The organism is Corticibacter populi, from assembly GCF_004217315.1.
Taxonomy (GTDB): Bacteria; Pseudomonadota; Gammaproteobacteria; order Burkholderiales; family Burkholderiaceae_C; genus Lampropedia; species Lampropedia populi.
The window spans coordinates 1189045-1205502 of the sequence record NZ_SGWR01000001.1 but is presented as its reverse complement, the minus strand read 5'-3'; the positions used below and the strand labels follow the sequence as shown (position 1 = coordinate 1205502).

Here is a 16458-nt window from a genome sequence, read left to right as displayed (position 1 = left end):
GCGATGGCGCAGACTCCGCTTCAGGCACCGCTTCTCACGGGCGGGTGCGTGCCGGATGCGAATGCGGCCGCCCAGCCCAGTCCGGACGGCATGCCCAGGCCGCTGGTGCGACTGGTGCGGCTGGCACACAGCGTGCTGCAGCAGGGGCTGTTGCGGCAAGGGGGCGAACAGGCGCTGCCATCGCCTTGTATCGGCGTTTGCCGCATGGCTCCGGCACGTGATGAAGAAGGGCAGGCCACCGAGCTGTGCCAAGGTTGCCTGCGGCGCATCGGTGAAATTGCCGTGTGGGGTCAGGCGGATGCCGGGCGCAAAAGGGCCATCTGGCGCGCCATTCTGTTGCGCGGCGGCCTGCGCCTTGCGCAGCGGCCCGATGGCGGCGCCCAGCCTGCAATATCCGATGTGTGCCAGACACTGGCCTTCGACACACCGTTAGAGGAAACCGGAGAGGATATGAAGCACATCGACTTTTACCTGGATTTCGTTTCTCCTTATGCTTTTCTGGCCTTCAAGGCCTTGCCGCAGGCCTTGCTGGATACGTCCTACCACGTGAGCTATTGGCCGGTGGCACTGGGCGGGCTTTTCAAGCACCATGGCATCACGGCGCCTGCGGCGGTGCCGGCCAAGCACGACTGGATTCGCCGCCATACCTTCTGGCTGGCCGGGCAGCAGGAGACGGCCTTCACCTGGCCCGCGTCACACCCCTTCAACAGCCTGCCGCTGCTGCGCCTGGCGCTGGCCTGCAGCGAGGATGGCAGCATCAATCGCTTCACGGCGCAGACGGTTTTCGAGCATGTCTGGTGTGGCGCAGGTGCCGAGGCCCTGAACGGGGCGCGCCTGGCTGCGCTGCAGCAGGCCTTGGCGCCGCAATTCAGGGGGCCATTCGCACTGGGCAGCGAGGCCGCCAAGCAAGGCCTGCGCGACAACACCGATGCCGCGGCGGCCGCTGGTGTGTTTGGCGTACCGGCCTTTGTGATCGGCGGCCGGATGCTCTGGGGCCTGGACGCTCTGCCGATGCTGCGCGAGGCCGTGCTGGCTGCCTGAGCCGCCGCCGGCTTAGAACCTGTTTATGATCTCTGCGTGAGGTGTGTGAAGGCGGATCGGGATGGGCTGCAAGGCGCAAACCGCAGCGATACCGGGTGGTATCGCGAGGATTGGCAACGCGGCAGGCCGCCCGAGACCGACTTCACACGACCACGGGAGAGATTGTGAACAGGTTTTTACATCAAGTCCTGCGTGTTCTCTCCGCCGAGCACCACGTAGTTGACCTTGCGGATGTCCAGCAGTTCGGTGCCGCCGGCATAGCTGATGGAGCTCTGGATGTCCTGTTCCATTTCGGTGAGCGTGCCCGCCAGCGAGCCGCGTACCGGCTCGAGGATGCGCTTGCCTTCGACGTGCTTGTATTCGCCCTTGTTGAAGTCGCTGGCCGAGCCGTAGTACTCCTTGAAGAGTTCGCCATCGACCTCCACGGTCTTGCCCGGCGATTCTTCCAGCCCGGCGAACAGCGAGCCGATCATCACCATGGTGGCACCAAAGCGGATGCTCTTGGCGATGTCGCCATGCGAACGGATGCCGCCATCGGCAATGATGGGCTTGGTGGCCACGCGCGCGCACCACTTGAGCGCCGAGAGCTGCCAGCCGCCGGTGCCAAAGCCGGTCTTGAGGCGGGTGATGCAGACCTTGCCGGGACCGATGCCGATCTTGGTGGCGTCGGCACCCCAGCGCTCCAGGTCGATCACCGCTTCGGGCGTGCCGACATTGCCGGCAATCAGAAAGGCGCCGGGCAGTTTCTGTTTCAGGTAGCCGAGCATGTCGCGCACCGAGTCCGCGTGGCCGTGCGCAATGTCGATGGTGATGTATTCGGGCGTGATGCCGGCCTCGGCCATGGCATCGACGGTGGCGTAGTCGGGCTTCTTGACACCCAGCGAGATCGAGGCGAACAGGCCTTTGTCCTGCATGGTCCGGGTGAACTGCAGGTTGTCGATGTCGAAGCGGTGCATCACGTAGAAGTAGCCGTTGGCCGCCAGCCACTCGCAGATGGATTCATTGACCACCGTCTTCATGTTCGCCGGCACGGCCGGAATGCGGAAGCGCCGCCCGCCCAACTCGATGCTGGTGTTGCACTCGGCGCGGCTTTGCACGCGGCATTGGCGCGGCAGCAGCAGGATGTTGTCGTAATCGAAAATCTGCATTCGGATACTCCAGAGGCGGACCGGCGCGGCGCCTTGCTGGCGGGCGCGCTGGCCTGAGGACCGCCCGGCTTGGCAGCCCCTGAGGCTGCAAACGGACGAAAAAAATCGGCCCGTCCCATGGGGACGGCCCGATGGCCAATTCTAGCGGGAATCGGCGCGCAGCGCCATCGCCTTGGCAACGGCGCGGCCACCCTGCAACCTCGGGACTGCGGGTCAGTGCATCGCCGAGAGGAACTGCTGCAGCTCGGGCGTCGCCGGGTTGCCGAAGACCTGCTCGGGCGCGCCCACCTCATGCACCTTGCCCTGGTGCATGAAGACCACGCGGTCGCTGACCTTGCGCGCGAAGTTCATTTCGTGCGTGACCATGATGATGGTCATGCCCTGCAGCGCCAGGCCTTCGACCACGTGCAGTACCTCGCCGACCAGCTCCGGGTCGAGCGCCGAGGTGATTTCGTCGCACAGCAGCACCTCGGGCTCCATCGCCAGTGCGCGGGCGATGGCCACGCGCTGCTGCTGGCCACCCGAGAGCTGTTCGGGCATGCTGTCGAACTTGTCGGCCAGGCCGACGCGCGACAGCAGCTTCTCGGCGCGCTTGCGGGCTTCGTCCTTGGGCAGGTTCATGACCAGCGAGGGCGCCAGCATGATGTTGCGGCCCACGCTCAGGTGCGGGAACAGGTTGAAGCTCTGGAAGATCATGCCCACGCCCTTGCGCAGCTCGCGCATCGCGGCCGCGTCGCCGGCCTTGAGGGGTTGGCCGTGCACGGTGAGGCTGCCGTGCTGGAAGGTCTCCAGCCCGTTGATGCAGCGCAGCAGCGTGCTCTTGCCCGAGCCGCTCTTGCCGATGATGGCAATCACCTCGCGGCGGTTGACGTCGAGATCGACGCCCTTGAGCACTTCGTTGGCACCATAGCTCTTGCGCAGGCCCTGGATGGAGACGAGCGGATAGACCAGGCCGTTGGCGGCGTGTGGGGAGGCGGCAGGGGCGGTGGTTGTCATGGTGGTCTCTTGGGTGGTGGCGATCATTCGGTGGTGGCGGCTCAGAACCTGTTCATGCTCTTCTCGTGGGCTGCATTGCCCGCCTTGCGCAGACATCCAGTCCGGGCTGCGGCGGACCTCTTGCCCACTTCGTTTTTGACCTCCCGAGTGACCCTCGGAAAGATCGTGAACAGGTTCTCAGTGGCCATGGGCGGAGCGGTGCAGGCGCGCTTCGAGGTGCTGCGACCACAGCGAGATCGGGTAGCACAGCGCGAAGTACAGCAGCGCCACGCAGCCATAGATCAGAAAGGGTTTGTGCGTGACGTTGGACATCATCTGGCCGGCCTTGGCGATCTCGACGAAGCCGATCACCGAGGCCAGCGCCGTGCCCTTGATGACCTGCACCAGAAAGCCGGCCGTGGGCGGCATGGCGATGCGCGCGGCTTGCGGCAGGATGACGTGGCGCAATTGCTCGAGGTAGTTGAGCGCCAGGCTGCTGGAGGCTTCCCACTGGCCCTTGGGGATGGCTTCGACGCAGCCGCGCCAGATCTCGCACAGGAAGGCGCTGGTGTAGAGCGTCAGGCACACGGCGGCGGCCACCAGCGGCGAGGTCTGCAACCCCAGCATGGCCAGGCCGAAATAGGTCAGGAACAGTTGCATCAGCAGCGGCGTGCCCTGGAAGATCTGCACGTAGGTGGCGATGATCCGGTTGAGCCAGGGCTTGTTGGTGATGCGTGCCACCAGCAGCAGAGCGGCCACCAGGCCGCCGCCGAAGAAGGCGATCAGCGAGAGGCCGACGGTCCAGCGAAACGCCAGCAGCAGTTGCCAGGCAATGGCGGAGAAGGGGAAGTCCATCATGGTGTGTGCTCCTTCAGGCGGGCTTCAGCGGCCAAAGAGCCAGCGCGGCCCGGCCCAGTTGAGCAGGTGGCGAAGCAGCACGGCCAGCGCCAGGTAGGCGGCCGTTACCAGGATGTACGCCTCGAAATTGCGGAAGGTGCGGCTGGAAATCAGGTTGGCGCTGTAAGTCATCTCCTCAAGCGATATCTGGCTGCACACCGAGGTGCCGAGCATGACCAGGATGATCTGGCTCACCAGCGCTGGCCAGACGCGCTTGAGCGAGGGCGGCAACACCACGTGGAGGAACACCTGCCAGCGGTTCAGGGCCAGGCTTTGCGCCGCTTCCACATGGCCCTTGGGCATGGCCCGCATGCCGGCACGCACGATCTCGGCGCTGTAGGCGCCCAGGTTCAGCGTCATGGCGATCAGACTGGCGGAGAGCGGCGTGAGCTTGAGGCCCAGCGCCGGCAGGCCAAAGAAGATGAAGAAGAGCTGGATGATGAATGGTGTGTTGCGCATCAGCTCGATGAAGGCTCCGACGACCAGGCGCACCGGCCGCACGCCATGCATGCGCAGCCAGCCGCAGGCAATGCCCAGCAGCACTCCCAGCGGCGTGCCGACGGCAGTCAGCAACAGGGTCAGCAGCAGACCTTTGAAGAGGATCGGCCACTGCGCGAGAACGGGCATGAAGTCGAGGGTCATGGGATGGACTGTGTGCGAGACGGGTGGGGGCCGCGGGAAGGGAGGGGCGACTGCGGTGGCCGCAGCCGCCCTGGCCGGAGCTGCGTGACTGGGCGCGGTTTTCAGGCGCCTCGTTCAACGCCTCCAAGGCCCGTGGAAATCCAGGCGCTCAAAGCCGGACGCTGAAAGCGAAGGGCTCAAAGAGGCAGTTCGCCCGTGTCGCGCCCCAGCCATTTTTGCGACAGCGCCTCCAGCGTGCCGTTTTCCTTGGCTTCCAGGATGATGGCGTTGAGCCGCTCCTTCAGCGCCGTCTCGCCCTTGCGCACGCCGATGAAGTTGGGCGAATCCTTGAGCAGCAGCTTGTACTCGGCCTTGAGTTGCGGATTGTTCTTGATGACCATGTCGGCCACCGAAACGCCGGTCACCAGCAGCTGGGTCTGGCCGGAGACGAAGGCCTGCACGGTCGAGGCATCGTCCTCGAAGCGCTGGATGCGCAGGGACTTCGGCGCGGTCTGCGTGAGGATGTCGTCCTGGATGGTGCCGCGCGTCACGGCGGCGGTCTTGTCGGCCAGATCGCCGATGGCCGCGATGTGCATGCTGGCCGGGCCGTAGACGGCCTGGAAGAACGGTGCATAGGCAGAGCCGAAGTCGATCACCTGTTCACGCTCGGGGTTCTTGCCCAGCGTGGAGATGATCACGTCGATGCGGCGTGTCTGCAGGTAGGGGATGCGGTTGGGGTTGGTCACCGTCACCAGATCGGGCTTGACGCCGAGTTTGTCGGCCACGTAGTTGGCCAGGTCGATCTCCAGGCCCTGGGGCTTGAAGTCGGGGCCGACGAAGGCGTACGGAGGAAAGTCGCCGGCGATGCCGATCGCGATGCTGCCCTTGGCGAGGACCTTGTCCAGCGAATCGTCGGCATGGACTGCCGCCATAGGCAAGGCCATCAGGCAGCCGGCGGCGAAGGAGGCAAGGGAAGACGGGAGCTTGAATGTCATGGTCGTGCTTTCCAACAGGGAGTAATGGGATTGACAGGGGGTAGACGAACGAGGGCCTTCATGCAAGCCCTGTGCCAACACCACCCCGGTTTGCCTCCGATCCCTCCCTTTTCCCTGGCATCGAATGTGCTTGCCATTGGAATGAGTGTTCCATTTGTCATTCAAAATGGAATAAATATTTCTAATGGAGCGCGTTCAGATGAAGCATGATTGGATGAGCCGAATGAAGTTTTCGAGCGCCAAGCTTTGTGACGATATCGGTGCATTGGCAGAGGTGATGCACAAAAAAAGGGCGAGTGTCCCCAATATGGGGCAATCAGGGTTTGCCGAATCCGGGAGTGTTGCAGCATGAGCGCGAAGTCCGCCAGCGCGGCCTTGCCACAACGCATCCAGGCGAACTGGGCGCAGTTGTCCGACTCCGAGCGCAAGCTCGCGCAGGTGCTCACGCAGCCCGGGTTTTCGATGGCCGGTTTCACGGCGCGCGAGCTGGCGACGCTGGCGGGGATCTCGCCAGCCGGTGCGGCGCGCTTCTTCCAGAAGCTGGGTTACCAAAGCTTTCATGAATTGCGCCGCGAGCAGCGCGCGCAGCCGGGTGATTCTCCGCTGGAGCGCAGCGCGCCAGCGTCCGGTAAAAAGCCCGCGCGCAAGTCCGGCAGTGGGGGGCAGCCGGATGCCGCCTGGCCTGCGCACATCGCCCTGCAAACCCAGCAACTCGCCGCCTTGCAGGCGGCATTGGCGCCGACGCAGATCGATGCCGCGGTCGCCCATGTGCGCAAGGCCAAACGCATCTTCGTGCTGGGTCTGCGCGCCAGCCATGTACTGGCGACCTATGCGCAGGCGCTGTGGCTGCAGCTGCGCAATGACGTGTACCTGCTGGGAGACGCTGCTGCGCGCCCCAGCGAACTGCTCGGCCAGTTGCGCAAGGGTGACTGGCTGGTGGTGATGGACTTCCGGCGCCGCTCCAGCCAGTTGCTGCCGTGGATGCAGGCGGCGCGCCTGCAGGGTGCCAGGCTGTTGCTGATCACCGACACCGCCGCCTCCGACCTGGTGACGCTGGCCGATGCCAGCCTGTGCTGCCCGAATCCGCGCCATCACCTGTTCGACTCGCATCTGGCGGCGTTCTCGCTGATCCATTACATGGCCGTGGCACTGGCGCAGAGCGATCCGCGTGCGACCCGCCAGCGTCTGGCGGGCATCGAAGCGCTGCACCAGCAACTGGGCGACCTGGAAGCCGCGCCCTGAAGCCTCTTTTCCCTTTTTTCTGATCGTTTTTTGACAAGGTTTTTGATATGAAGACTGTCCCTTCCCCTGGCCTGCCTGCGTTGCAGGCCAGGTTGCTGCTCAACCCCGCCCATGCGCCGCAGCAGGCCTATGGGCCCAGGCGCGAGGCCATCCTCAACCGTCGGGCGTTGGCCACCGCGCAGGCGGCCATCACCGCCTGGCCGGGCTATGCCGCCACGCCGCTGCGCAGCTTGCCGGCGCTGGCGCGCCAGTTGGGCGTGGCCCGCATCGACTACAAGGACGAGGGCGGGCGCTTCGGCCTGGGCAGCTTCAAGGCGCTGGGTGGCGCCTATGCGGTGGCGCGTCAGCTCTGCCGCGTGGCGGGTCGCCAACTCGGCCGCGAGGTTGCCCTGTCTGAACTGGGTACGCCGGAAGTGCGCGCCATCAGCGCGGGCGTGACGGTGACCTGTGCGACCGATGGCAACCATGGCCGCTCGGTCGCCTGGGGGGCGCAGATGTTTGGCTGCCAGTGCGTGATCTTCGTGCATGCCACCGTCAGCGAAGGCCGCCAGCGCGCCATCGCCGCGTTTGGCGCGCGCGTGGTGCGCACCGATGGCAATTACGATGACTCCGTGCGTGAAGCCGATCGCCAGGCCGCTGACCATGGCTGGCACGTGATCTCGGACACCTCCTACCCCGGCTACATGGATGTGCCGCGCGACGTGATGCAGGGCTACCAGAGCATGGTCGAGGAGGCCTCCACGCAGTGGCAGCAATGGCCCACGCACGTTTTCATCCAGGCCGGGGTGGGCGGCTTTGCGGCAGCCGTGTGCGGCTGGTTCTGGGAGCGTGCCCACGCGCACGCGGGGAGGCGCCCGCGCTTCATCGTGGTCGAGCCGGTTGCGGCCGATTGCTTGTACCAGAGCGCGCTGGCGCAGCAGATCACCGCGGTCGGCGGCGATCTGGATACGCTGATGGCGGGCCTGGCCTGCGGAGAGGTCTCGCACCTGGCCTGGGATATCCTGCAGCAGGGCGCCGACGCCTTCGCCGTGATCGACGACGCCGCCGCCGTGGCGGCGATGCGTCTGCTGGCCGCACCCGAGCGGGGCGACCCGCTGGTGGTGGCCGGCGAATCGGCCGTGGCGGGTCTGGCTGCGGCCATTGCCATCGCGCAAAACCCGCAGCAGCGCGCGCAACTGGGCATCGATGCCGGCAGCCGCCTGTTTTTCATCGGCAGCGAGGCCGATACCGACGCGGCGCTGTATGAGCAACTGGTGGGCCAATCCGCCGCCAGCCTGCGCGCGGCCCATGCCGTGGCTGACCAGGATTGAGGAGCCTGCCATGCTGCAAATCAATACCGAGCGGCTGGTGGCCAGCCTGCTGGAACTGGGAACCCACGGCGCCTTGCCGGGCGGTGGCGTCAACCGCCTGGCGCTGACCGATGCCGACCGCGCCGGGCGCGACTGGACGGTGGCGCAGATGCGCGCGCTGGGCATGCAGGTGGAGATCGATGCCATCGGCAACGGCATTGCCACCTATGCCGGCAGCGAGGACTTGCCGCCGGTGATGTGCGGCTCGCACATCGACACCGTGCGCACCGGCGGCCTGTACGACGGCAACCTGGGCGTGCTGGCCGGGCTGGAGGTGGTGCGCACGTTGAAGGATGCCGGCGTGCGCCCGCGCCGCCCGATTGCTGTGGCCTTTTTCACCAATGAGGAAGGCTCGCGCTTTCAGCCCGACATGCTGGGCAGCCTGGTCTACGTCGGCGGCCTGCCGCTGGCCGAGGCGCTGGCGGCGCCCGCCGTCGATGGCCCATTGCTGGGCGATGAGCTGGCACGCATCGGCTACGCCGGCAGCGCGCCGGTGGGCCAGCCGGTGGTCGACAGCTATTTCGAGCTGCACATCGAACAAGGCCCGGTGCTCGATCAGCAAGGCATCCAGATCGGCGTGGTCGAGGGCGTGCAAGGGATTTACTGGACGCGGCTGGTGTTCACCGGCAAGTCCAACCATGCCGGCACCACGCCGATGGCCTTGCGCGCCGATGCCGGCATGGCGGCGATGCGCACGGCTGCGTTTGCCCATCAGCTGGCCGAGCAGACCGGCGGGCGCCAACTGGCCACCGTCGGCAGCCTGGAGCTGGTGCCGAACCTGGTCAACGTCATCGCCGCGCAGGCGCGCATGACCGTGGACCTGCGCAACACCGATGCCGCCGCGCTGGCGCAGGTGCGCGCGCAGTTGCACGCGTTTGCAGCGCAATGCGCGCAGGAGCATGGCGTGCAGTTGGAAGCCGAGACGCTGGCCGACTTCGACCCCGTCGCGTTCGACCCGGCGCTGGTCGACAGCGTGGAGCAGCATGCCCGCGCCGCCGGCTGCTCCACGCTGCGGCTGCCCAGTGGCGCTGGGCACGATGCGCAAATGCTTGCGCGCGTCTGCCCGACCGCGATGATTTTCGTGCCCAGCATCGATGGCCTCAGCCACAACGTGCGTGAGTACACGCCCCCGGCCGACATCGGCCGCGGTGCGCAAATCCTGCTGCAAGTGATGCTCGAACGCGCCAACCGCTGAAAAGACGCGAAGAAGCTGCCGGGTGCGTGGTGCTGCCCTGTGCGGTGCCGCGTTCCTGCCGCAGCGAAACACCGACCCCATTGACCCGAAAGACCATTGTCATGAGCCGTTATCTCACCGTCGCCATGGGCCAGCTCGGCCCGATCCAGCGCGCCGACAGCCGCGCCAGCGTCGTCGCCCGCCTGTGCGCCATGATGCGCGAGGCCAAGGCGCTGGGCGCCCAGCTCATCGTCTACCCCGAACTGGCGCTGACCACCTTTTTCCCGCGCTGGTACATCGAAGACCCGCAGGAGCTGCACGCCTTCTACGAAACCACGATGCCGAATGCCGACACCCAGCCGCTGTTCGACCTCGCGCGCGAGCTGGGCATCGGCTTCTACCTCGGCTATGCCGAGCTGGCCCAAGAAGCCGATGGCCTGCACCAGTACAACACCTCCATCCTGGTCAACCAGCAGGCCGAGATCATCGCCAAATACCGCAAGGTGCACGTGCCGGGGCACAGCGAGCACGAGCCGTGGCGGCGCTTTCAGCACCTGGAGAAGCGCTATTTCGAATCCGGCCCGGGCTTTGGCGTCACCGAAGCCTTCGGCGGCGTCATGGGCATGGCGCTGTGCAACGACCGGCGCTGGGCCGAGACCTACCGCGTGCTGGCGCTGCAGCGCTGCGAGATGGTGTTCATCGGCTACAACACGCCGGTGCACAACGCGCCGGCACCGCAGCATGACGATCTGTCGCTGTTCCACAACCAGCTCTCGCTGCAGGCCGGTGCCTACCAGAACGGCATGTGGGTGGTGGGCGTGGCCAAGGGCGGGCTGGAAGAGGGCGTCGACAGCATTGGTGGCAGCTGCATCGTCGCGCCGTCGGGCGAGGTCATCTCGCGCTGCATCACCAAGGACGACGAGGTGCAGGTGGCGCGCTGCGACCTCGACTGGTGCGCCATCTACAAGCGCACCACCTTCGATTTCGACCTGCACCGCCGTCCGCACGCCTACGGCCTGATCACCGCGAAAAAAGGCGAGACGCTGGCTGCCGACGGTACGCTGTGGCAGGCTGCGGTCGGGCATTGACTGGCACGGACAGGCAACGCGAAGCCCCCTTCTGTGACGGGGGCTGCACCCTGGCATCGTGGGACGAGGGGGCCTGGATCAGCCGTGCGGCCCGCACAGCGCCTGCACATGGGCGCCGATGGCCAGGCAGCTGGTCAGGCCCGGTGATTCGATGCCGAACAGGTTGACCAGGCCCGGGATGCCGTGCACGCTGGCATCCTGGATGACAAAGTCGGGCGCGGCGTTGCCCGGCCCGCCGATGTTGGGACGCATGCCGGCATAGCCAGGCTGCAGGCGGCCGGCGGGCAGGTCCGGCCAGTAACTGTGGATGGCCTGCTCGAAGCGGGCCTCGTCGGCCGGGTTGACCTGCAGGTCGTCGGCGCGGTTCGTCCATTGCACATCGGGGCCGAACTTGGCCTGGCCACCCAGGTCCAGCGTCAGATGCACACCCCAGCCGCCGATCTGCGGCACCGGGTAGATCAGCCGCTGGAACGGCGCTTTGCCCGAGAGCGTGAAGTACTGGCCTTTGACGAAGTATGCCTGGGGAATGTCCTTGGCCTGAAGACCCTCGGTGCGATGCGCCAGCGGAATGGCGCCGTGGCCGGCGGCGTTGACGACGATGTCGGCTTCCAGCTCGGTGCCGTCCGCGGTGCGCACGAGCATGCAGCGGCTCTGGCGCGTGATCTGCTCTACCGGCGAGAGAAAGGCGATGACACCGCCGGCGTTTTCCATGTCGCCCTGCAGGCTCAACATCAGTGCATGGCTGTCGACGATGCCGGTGCTCGGCGAGAGCAGCGCGGCGCGGCACTGCAGCGCCGGCTCCAGCTGCCGGGCGGCGGCACCATCGAGCCATTGCAGGTCATCGACACCGCAGTCCACGGCGCGCTGGTGGATGCCGTGCAGCTTTTCCTCCTGCCCGTCGGCGGTGGCGACGATCAGCTTGCCCAGTCGCTGGTGGCCGATACCGCGCTCCTCGCAATAGGCATAGAGCATCTGCTTGCCCGCCACGCACAGGCGCGCCTTGAGCGAGCCGGGCGCATAGGAGATGCCGGCGTGGATGACCTCGCTGTTGCGTGAGCTGGTCTGGGTGCCGATGGCGTTCTCGGCCTCCAGCACAATGACTTCATGGCCCGCCAGGGCCAGCGCGCGCGCCGTGGCCAGGCCAACGACGCCGGCACCGATGACGACGCAGGTGAGGGAACTGCTCATGAGAATGTCTCCGTTGAAATGGGCTCTTGGGGCCGGTCCTTCCTAGAACCTGTTGGCGATCTTTTCGCGGGCCACGTTGCCCCGGCAGGCGATGCGATGCAAGGCGCAAACCGCAGTCGGGCCGGTGGGTCGGTGGCCCGGCGAGGATTTGTCACACCGCAGCGCACGCCTGCCCGGGCAACCCGAAGGGGGCAGGAGGTCAAAAACGCACCGGGCGGCGTTGCCCGCCTTGCCCACTGCATTTTGACCTCCTGCGTGACCCACGGAAAGATCGTCAACAGGTTCTTACAGTGCCTCGCTGGCGAAGTCGGCCAGGCGCGAGCGCTCGCCGCGCGCCAGGGTGATGTGGCCGCTGTGCGTCCAGCCCTTGAAGCGGTCAACCGCGTAGGTCAGGCCCGAGGAGCCTTCGGTCAGATAAGGCGTGTCGATCTGTGCGAGGTTGCCCATGCAGATGATCTTCGTGCCGGGGCCGGCCCGCGTGATCAGGGTCTTGATCTGCTTGGGCGTGAGGTTCTGCGCCTCGTCGATGATGACGTACTTGTTCATGAAGGTGCGCCCGCGCATGAAGTTCATGCTCTTGATCTTGATGCGGCTTCGGATGATGTCGTTGCTGGCCGCGCGCCCCCATTCGCCGCCGCCATTGCCGCTGCCCTTGCTGAGGAACTCCAGGTTGTCGTCCAGCGCGCCCATCCACGGGCCCATCTTCTCCTCTTCGGTGCCGGGCAGAAAGCCGATGTCCTCGCCGACGCTGACGGTGGCACGGGTCATGATGATCTCGCTGTAGCGGCGTTGGTCGAGCACCTGAGTCAGGCCGGCGGCCAGCGCCATCAGCGTCTTGCCGGTGCCGGCCGTGCCCGCCAGCGTGACGAAGTCGATGTCCGGGTTCATCAGCAGGTTGAGCGCGAAGTTCTGCTCGCGGTTGCGCGCCAGCACGCCCCAGACGGCGTTCTTCGCGCTGGTGTAGTCGCGCAGCGTGCGCAGCACGGCGGTGTCGCCCTGCAGTTCCTCGACGATGGTGTAGAGGCCGGCCTCCCCCGGCGCCTCGTAGTAGGCGAACTGGTTGATCAGCATCGACTCCACAGTCTTGCCGCTGACGCGGTAGAAGGTGTCGCCCTGCGACTGCCAGCTCTCGAGCTTCTTGCCCTGCTTGACCCAGAAGTTCTCGGGCAGCGCCAGCGCACCGGTGTAGAGCAACTCGTCATCCTCGAGCGCCTTGTCGTTCTGGTAGTCCTCGGCGGCCAGACCCAGCGCGCGCGCCTTGACGCGCATGTTGATGTCCTTGGAGACCAGCACCACGTCGCGCTCCGGGAACTGCTTCTTGAGCGCATGCACGACGCCGAGGATCTGGTTGTCGGCCTTGCCCTGCGGCAGAGCCTTGGGCAGATCGTCCTCGAGCAGCGTGGTCTGGAAGAACAGCTTGCCGCCAGCCTGGATCTGGCCGGTGGCGTTGAGAGGCAGGCCGGCCGAAAGATCGGCATGGGGATTGAGCGAGACCAGCGCATCGAGGCTGCGGCTGACCTGGCGGCCATTGCGCGCGACTTCGGTCGTGCCTTTCTTGTGGGCATCCAGCTCCTCGAGCACCACCAGTGACAGGAAGATGTCGTGCTCCTCGAAGCGGAACAGGCTCGTGGGATCGTGCAGCAGCACATTGGTGTCGAGTACGAACAGGCGTGTGGCCTGGCGCTGGCGGCTGCGCGCGCGCCGGGCGCTGCGCGACGAGCGCTTGGCGGCGGGCCGCTCAGGGGCGGCCTGCGCCGCCGCTGCCGGCAGTGGCTGTGTTGCGGCGGCCGGGGTGCTGCTGGCAGAAGGGGCGGGGGCCGGGATGCTGGGCCTGGCAGGCGCGGCGCTCAGCAGAGCCGCTGTCTGGGCGGAGGCCGGGGCGGGTGTTTGCGCAGCCACTGGCGAGGTCGCCGGCGCTTTCACCGGGACGTTTGCCGGGGCGTTCGCCGGTGTGGTCGGGGGCGCTGCCAGTGGGACTGCAGTGGCGCGCGCCGGCGCCTCGGCCGGTGCGGCGCTCTTGGCCAGTTTCTGTTTGTTGGGGCGTGCGGTTGTTTTGGTGGCCGCGGGCGCGGTCACGCGTGCGCCGCGGCTGGTGGGAGCGGGAGGCAATGGCATTGGAGCTGCGGCAGGGTGCCGAAATGGAGAGGGCAAACAAAAACCGCCTGACCGTCGAACGACGGCAAGGCGGCTGCGGATTCAGTGGCGGCGCCGGGGCGCCCCATGTATTGGGCGTGAAGATGACGGGAAGCGGAGCGGGCGGCTGCGTGCATTGCGTCGATTATGCCAACGTCCGGGCCTGCCGCGCGGCAATGCGGGCTGCCGTGTAGTCTGCGGTATCAGCCAACCCAGCGCAGCGACGCGAGGTCGTTGACGAAGACCGGCATGTCGCGCCACAGCCCGCGCAGGTCCTTGCTGGCGATGGTCACCCACTGCGGCTGGTAGAGGAACACGTTGGCGGCATCCTCGGCCAGCAGGCGCTGCGCATTGCCCAGCAGGCGTGCCCGCTCGGCCGGTTGCGCAGCATTCTTGATCTGCTCCCACAGCTCGCGGAAGGCAGGCGAATCGTAGCCCCAGTAATAGTCGGGGTTGGCATAGTTGCCCAGGTCGAAGGGCTCGACGTGCGAGATCAGCGTCAGGTCGAAGTTGTGCTGGCCCATGGTGTTGTTCAGCCACTGCGCCCATTCGACATTCTGCAGCTGCACTTCGATGCCGACCTTGGCCAGCAGCGCCGCGATGACGATTCCCCCCTGGCGTGCATAGGGCGGTGGCGGCAGCGTCATGCGCAACTTCAGCGGTGTCTTCACGCCGGCCTCGGCCAGCAGCGCGGTGGCCTTGTCCGGGTCGTAGGGGTTGATGCCCGTGGTATCCACGTAGCCGAAGACGCCAGGCACGTAATGGCTGCCGATCGGCGTGCCATAGCCGTCGCCGGCTCCCTCGATGACCACGCGGCGGTCGATGGCGGCGGCCAGCGCGCGGCGCACCCGCACGTCGGCCAGCGCCTTGCGGCGGTGGTTGATGGCCAGGATCGTCTTGGCGCGCGAGCCGCTGATGACGACCTGGTAGCGCGGATTGCTGGTGAATTGGCTGACGCTGCGCGGCGAGACGCGCGGGAAGGCATCGAGATCGCCGGCTAGCAGGCCTGCGACCTGCGCGGCGGGGTCTGCAATGAAGCGGAAAGTGACCGAGTCAAGGCGGATGTTCGCGCCGCGCGGGTACTCCTCCCAGCGCTTGAGCGTGATCGACGAGCCCTTGCTCCAGCGCTCGAGCCGGTAGGGGCCGGTGCCTACCGGGGCACTGGTGTTCTTGCCGGCACTTTTAGGTTCGACCATGATGGCGGTGGCTTGGCCCAGCACGAACAGCAGCTCCGGGTCGATCTCTGCGTTGACCAGCCGGATGGTGTGCTCGTCGATGATCTCGGTCGAGAGTTTCTCGAAAACCGCCTTGTCCTTGTTGGTGCTGCGCTCGGAGCGCGCGCGCTCCAGGCTGAACTTGACGGCCTCGGCGTTGAAGGGCTCGCCGTTGTGGAACAGCACATTCTTGCGCAGCCGGAAGGTGTAGGTCTTGAGGTCGGGCGCCACGTCCCAGCTCTCTGCCAGCAGCGGCGTGACGCTGCCGTCGGCATTGATCTTGGTGAGCGTCTCGTAGATGTTGTAGAGCGTGACCTCGCCCACCGCGGAAGCGGCATTGACCGTCGGATCCAGCCCTGGCGGCTCCAGCGACATGCCCAGGGTGATGGTGTTCCTGGTGTTCGGCTGGGCCAGGCTCGGCAGCGGCACGGCCGAGGCAGCCAGCATGGCAGCACCCGAGGCCAGTACGGAACGGCGATTTAACATGTGCGGTGGATCTCCTTGTGGTCTGCCGGCATTATTTCACGATGGTTCCTGGAACGAGCCAGTCGGTGCGGCGGTGCACACAGCCTCCATACCCCTGAACGCGACAAAGCCCCTGCGGGCACGGACAGAGGCTTTGGAGGAGGAGACAACACGCGAGCGGCTCAGGATTTGCTGCGCACCAGCTCGATGTAGTCGCCCACGGTGCGGCAGTGCATGGCCTCGATGGTGCCGATGTTGAGATTGAGCTGGATGCAGACCGTGTCATTGACATCGCGGGCCTGCTGCCAGTCCAGCCTGGTTTCCGGGCCCACATCCTGCAGTCCGGTCTCGCGTCCGATGATGAGTGCAATCTGCCGTTCGAGTGTCATGCGCCAGATCATAGACGCTTGGCCGCATGTTGGGTGAATCGGTGTGCGGGGCGCGACGGCGCAAACGGGGGGAGGCAGCGCTTGCCGGGCCCGATGGGTGGCGCGGACAGAGACAAAAAAGAAAAGGCCGCCCATGGCGACCTGCTGCTTTTTTTATCCAATGAACGGGAGTCCATTGGTAGGCACGATTGGATTCGAACCAACGACCCCCACCATGTCAAGGTGGTGCTCTAACCAACTGAGCTACGTGCCTGCTTTCGTGAAGGCGAGATTCTATGCCATTTTTTGGGGATGGAATCGAAAACCGGGAAAAATTTTCACGGCATGGGTCGGGCCTGCGAAGGCATGCGGAAACCTGAGGAAACATACAGGAGGCACCCAGGAGGGCCTCGGTAGCGAGGATGTGCATGGGAGGTGCGGCAGGGCATTGCCGCGCATCCTTCTCTTCGGCTTCTATCGTGGACAAACCATCCTGGCAGCAGCCTCCGGAGTGGCAAGGAAACGTGCGGGCTGGGATAATCGCCGGTTTACTGCCAATC

Annotated in this window: 15 protein-coding genes and 1 tRNA gene; 6 read left to right on the top strand and 10 right to left on the bottom strand. The window is 66.0% G+C overall.

All coding sequences use genetic code 11. The features are described from left to right. Window positions 1-3 precede the first annotated feature (3 nt). The gene (locus tag EV687_RS05465) at window positions 4-1041 is read left to right on the top strand and encodes a DsbA family protein (protein ID WP_122226797.1); all 1038 of its coding nucleotides are present in this window, start codon (window positions 4-6) and stop codon (window positions 1039-1041) included. Window positions 1042-1217: 176 nt separating this feature from the next. On the opposite strand, the gene EV687_RS05460 is transcribed toward EV687_RS05465, so the two are convergent. The 5 genes from EV687_RS05460 to EV687_RS05440 all read right to left on the bottom strand — a co-directional run bounded on the left by EV687_RS05460 (window position 1218) and on the right by EV687_RS05440 (window position 5677). Beyond that, entirely contained in the window at window positions 1218-2189 is a 972-nt protein-coding gene (locus EV687_RS05460) for a GMP reductase (protein WP_122226796.1), read from the bottom strand. A 213-nt stretch (window positions 2190-2402) separates the two neighbouring features. Next, entirely contained in the window at window positions 2403-3185 is a 783-nt protein-coding gene (locus EV687_RS05455; RefSeq protein ID WP_122227249.1) for an amino acid ABC transporter ATP-binding protein, read from the bottom strand. Between the two features lie 177 nt (window positions 3186-3362). Further along, window positions 3363-4022: an amino acid ABC transporter permease gene (locus tag EV687_RS05450; protein WP_122226795.1), complete on the bottom strand. Its 660-nt coding sequence runs from the start codon at window positions 4020-4022 to the stop codon at window positions 3363-3365. A gap of 24 nt (window positions 4023-4046) precedes the next feature. Continuing rightward, a complete protein-coding gene (locus EV687_RS05445) occupies window positions 4047-4703 on the bottom strand; it encodes an amino acid ABC transporter permease (protein ID WP_122226794.1) in 657 nt (218 codons plus the stop codon). A gap of 176 nt (window positions 4704-4879) precedes the next feature. Then, window positions 4880-5677 carry a transporter substrate-binding domain-containing protein gene (locus EV687_RS05440; protein WP_122226793.1) on the bottom strand — a complete coding sequence of 266 codons (798 nt, stop codon included), beginning with the start codon at window positions 5675-5677 and terminating at the stop codon, window positions 4880-4882. A 348-nt stretch (window positions 5678-6025) separates the two neighbouring features. On the opposite strand from EV687_RS05440, the gene EV687_RS05435 reads away from it, so the two are divergent. The 4 genes from EV687_RS05435 (at window position 6026) to EV687_RS05420 (ending at window position 10530) form a co-directional block, all read left to right on the top strand. Next, window positions 6026-6919 (top strand): MurR/RpiR family transcriptional regulator, encoded by an 894-nt coding sequence (locus tag EV687_RS05435; protein ID WP_122226792.1) that lies wholly within the window; start codon window positions 6026-6028, stop codon window positions 6917-6919. A gap of 47 nt (window positions 6920-6966) precedes the next feature. Then, window positions 6967-8229: a diaminopropionate ammonia-lyase gene (locus EV687_RS05430; protein ID WP_122226791.1), complete on the top strand. Its 1263-nt coding sequence runs from the start codon at window positions 6967-6969 to the stop codon at window positions 8227-8229. 10 nt (window positions 8230-8239) lie between these two features. Next, window positions 8240-9463 (top strand): Zn-dependent hydrolase, encoded by a 1224-nt coding sequence (locus tag EV687_RS05425; RefSeq protein WP_122227247.1) that lies wholly within the window; start codon window positions 8240-8242, stop codon window positions 9461-9463. A gap of 101 nt (window positions 9464-9564) precedes the next feature. Next, complete coding sequence (locus EV687_RS05420; RefSeq protein ID WP_122226790.1) at window positions 9565-10530, top strand: N-carbamoyl-D-amino-acid hydrolase; 966 nt, start codon at window positions 9565-9567, stop codon at window positions 10528-10530. Window positions 10531-10608: 78 nt separating this feature from the next. On the opposite strand, the gene EV687_RS05415 is transcribed toward EV687_RS05420, so the two are convergent. Together EV687_RS05415 and EV687_RS05410 are read right to left on the bottom strand one after the other, a co-directional pair. After that, window positions 10609-11718, bottom strand: coding sequence for an NAD(P)/FAD-dependent oxidoreductase (locus tag EV687_RS05415; protein WP_122226789.1), 1110 nt, complete (start codon window positions 11716-11718; stop codon window positions 10609-10611). A gap of 285 nt (window positions 11719-12003) precedes the next feature. After that, entirely contained in the window at window positions 12004-13833 is a 1830-nt protein-coding gene (locus EV687_RS05410) for a PhoH family protein (protein WP_122226788.1), read from the bottom strand. On the opposite strand from EV687_RS05410, the gene EV687_RS05405 reads away from it, so the two are divergent. Next, a complete protein-coding gene (locus EV687_RS05405) occupies window positions 13827-14045 on the top strand; it encodes a hypothetical protein (protein WP_130466460.1) in 219 nt (72 codons plus the stop codon). The two genes, EV687_RS05410 and EV687_RS05405, sit on opposite strands and share 7 nt — an antisense overlap. 9 nt (window positions 14046-14054) lie before the next feature. Here EV687_RS05405 and EV687_RS05400 read toward each other — a convergent pair whose 3' ends face one another. The 3 genes from EV687_RS05400 to EV687_RS05390 all read right to left on the bottom strand — a co-directional run bounded on the left by EV687_RS05400 (window position 14055) and on the right by EV687_RS05390 (window position 16172). Continuing rightward, a complete protein-coding gene (locus EV687_RS05400; protein ID WP_122226787.1) occupies window positions 14055-15551 on the bottom strand; it encodes an ABC transporter substrate-binding protein in 1497 nt (498 codons plus the stop codon). 161 nt (window positions 15552-15712) lie between these two features. Beyond that, on the bottom strand, window positions 15713-15919 hold the full coding sequence (locus EV687_RS05395) for a hypothetical protein (RefSeq protein WP_130466459.1): 207 nt from the start codon (window positions 15917-15919) through the stop codon (window positions 15713-15715). Window positions 15920-16095: 176 nt separating this feature from the next. Beyond that, window positions 16096-16172 (bottom strand) — tRNA-Val (locus tag EV687_RS05390). Window positions 16173-16458: the final 286 nt, after the last annotated feature.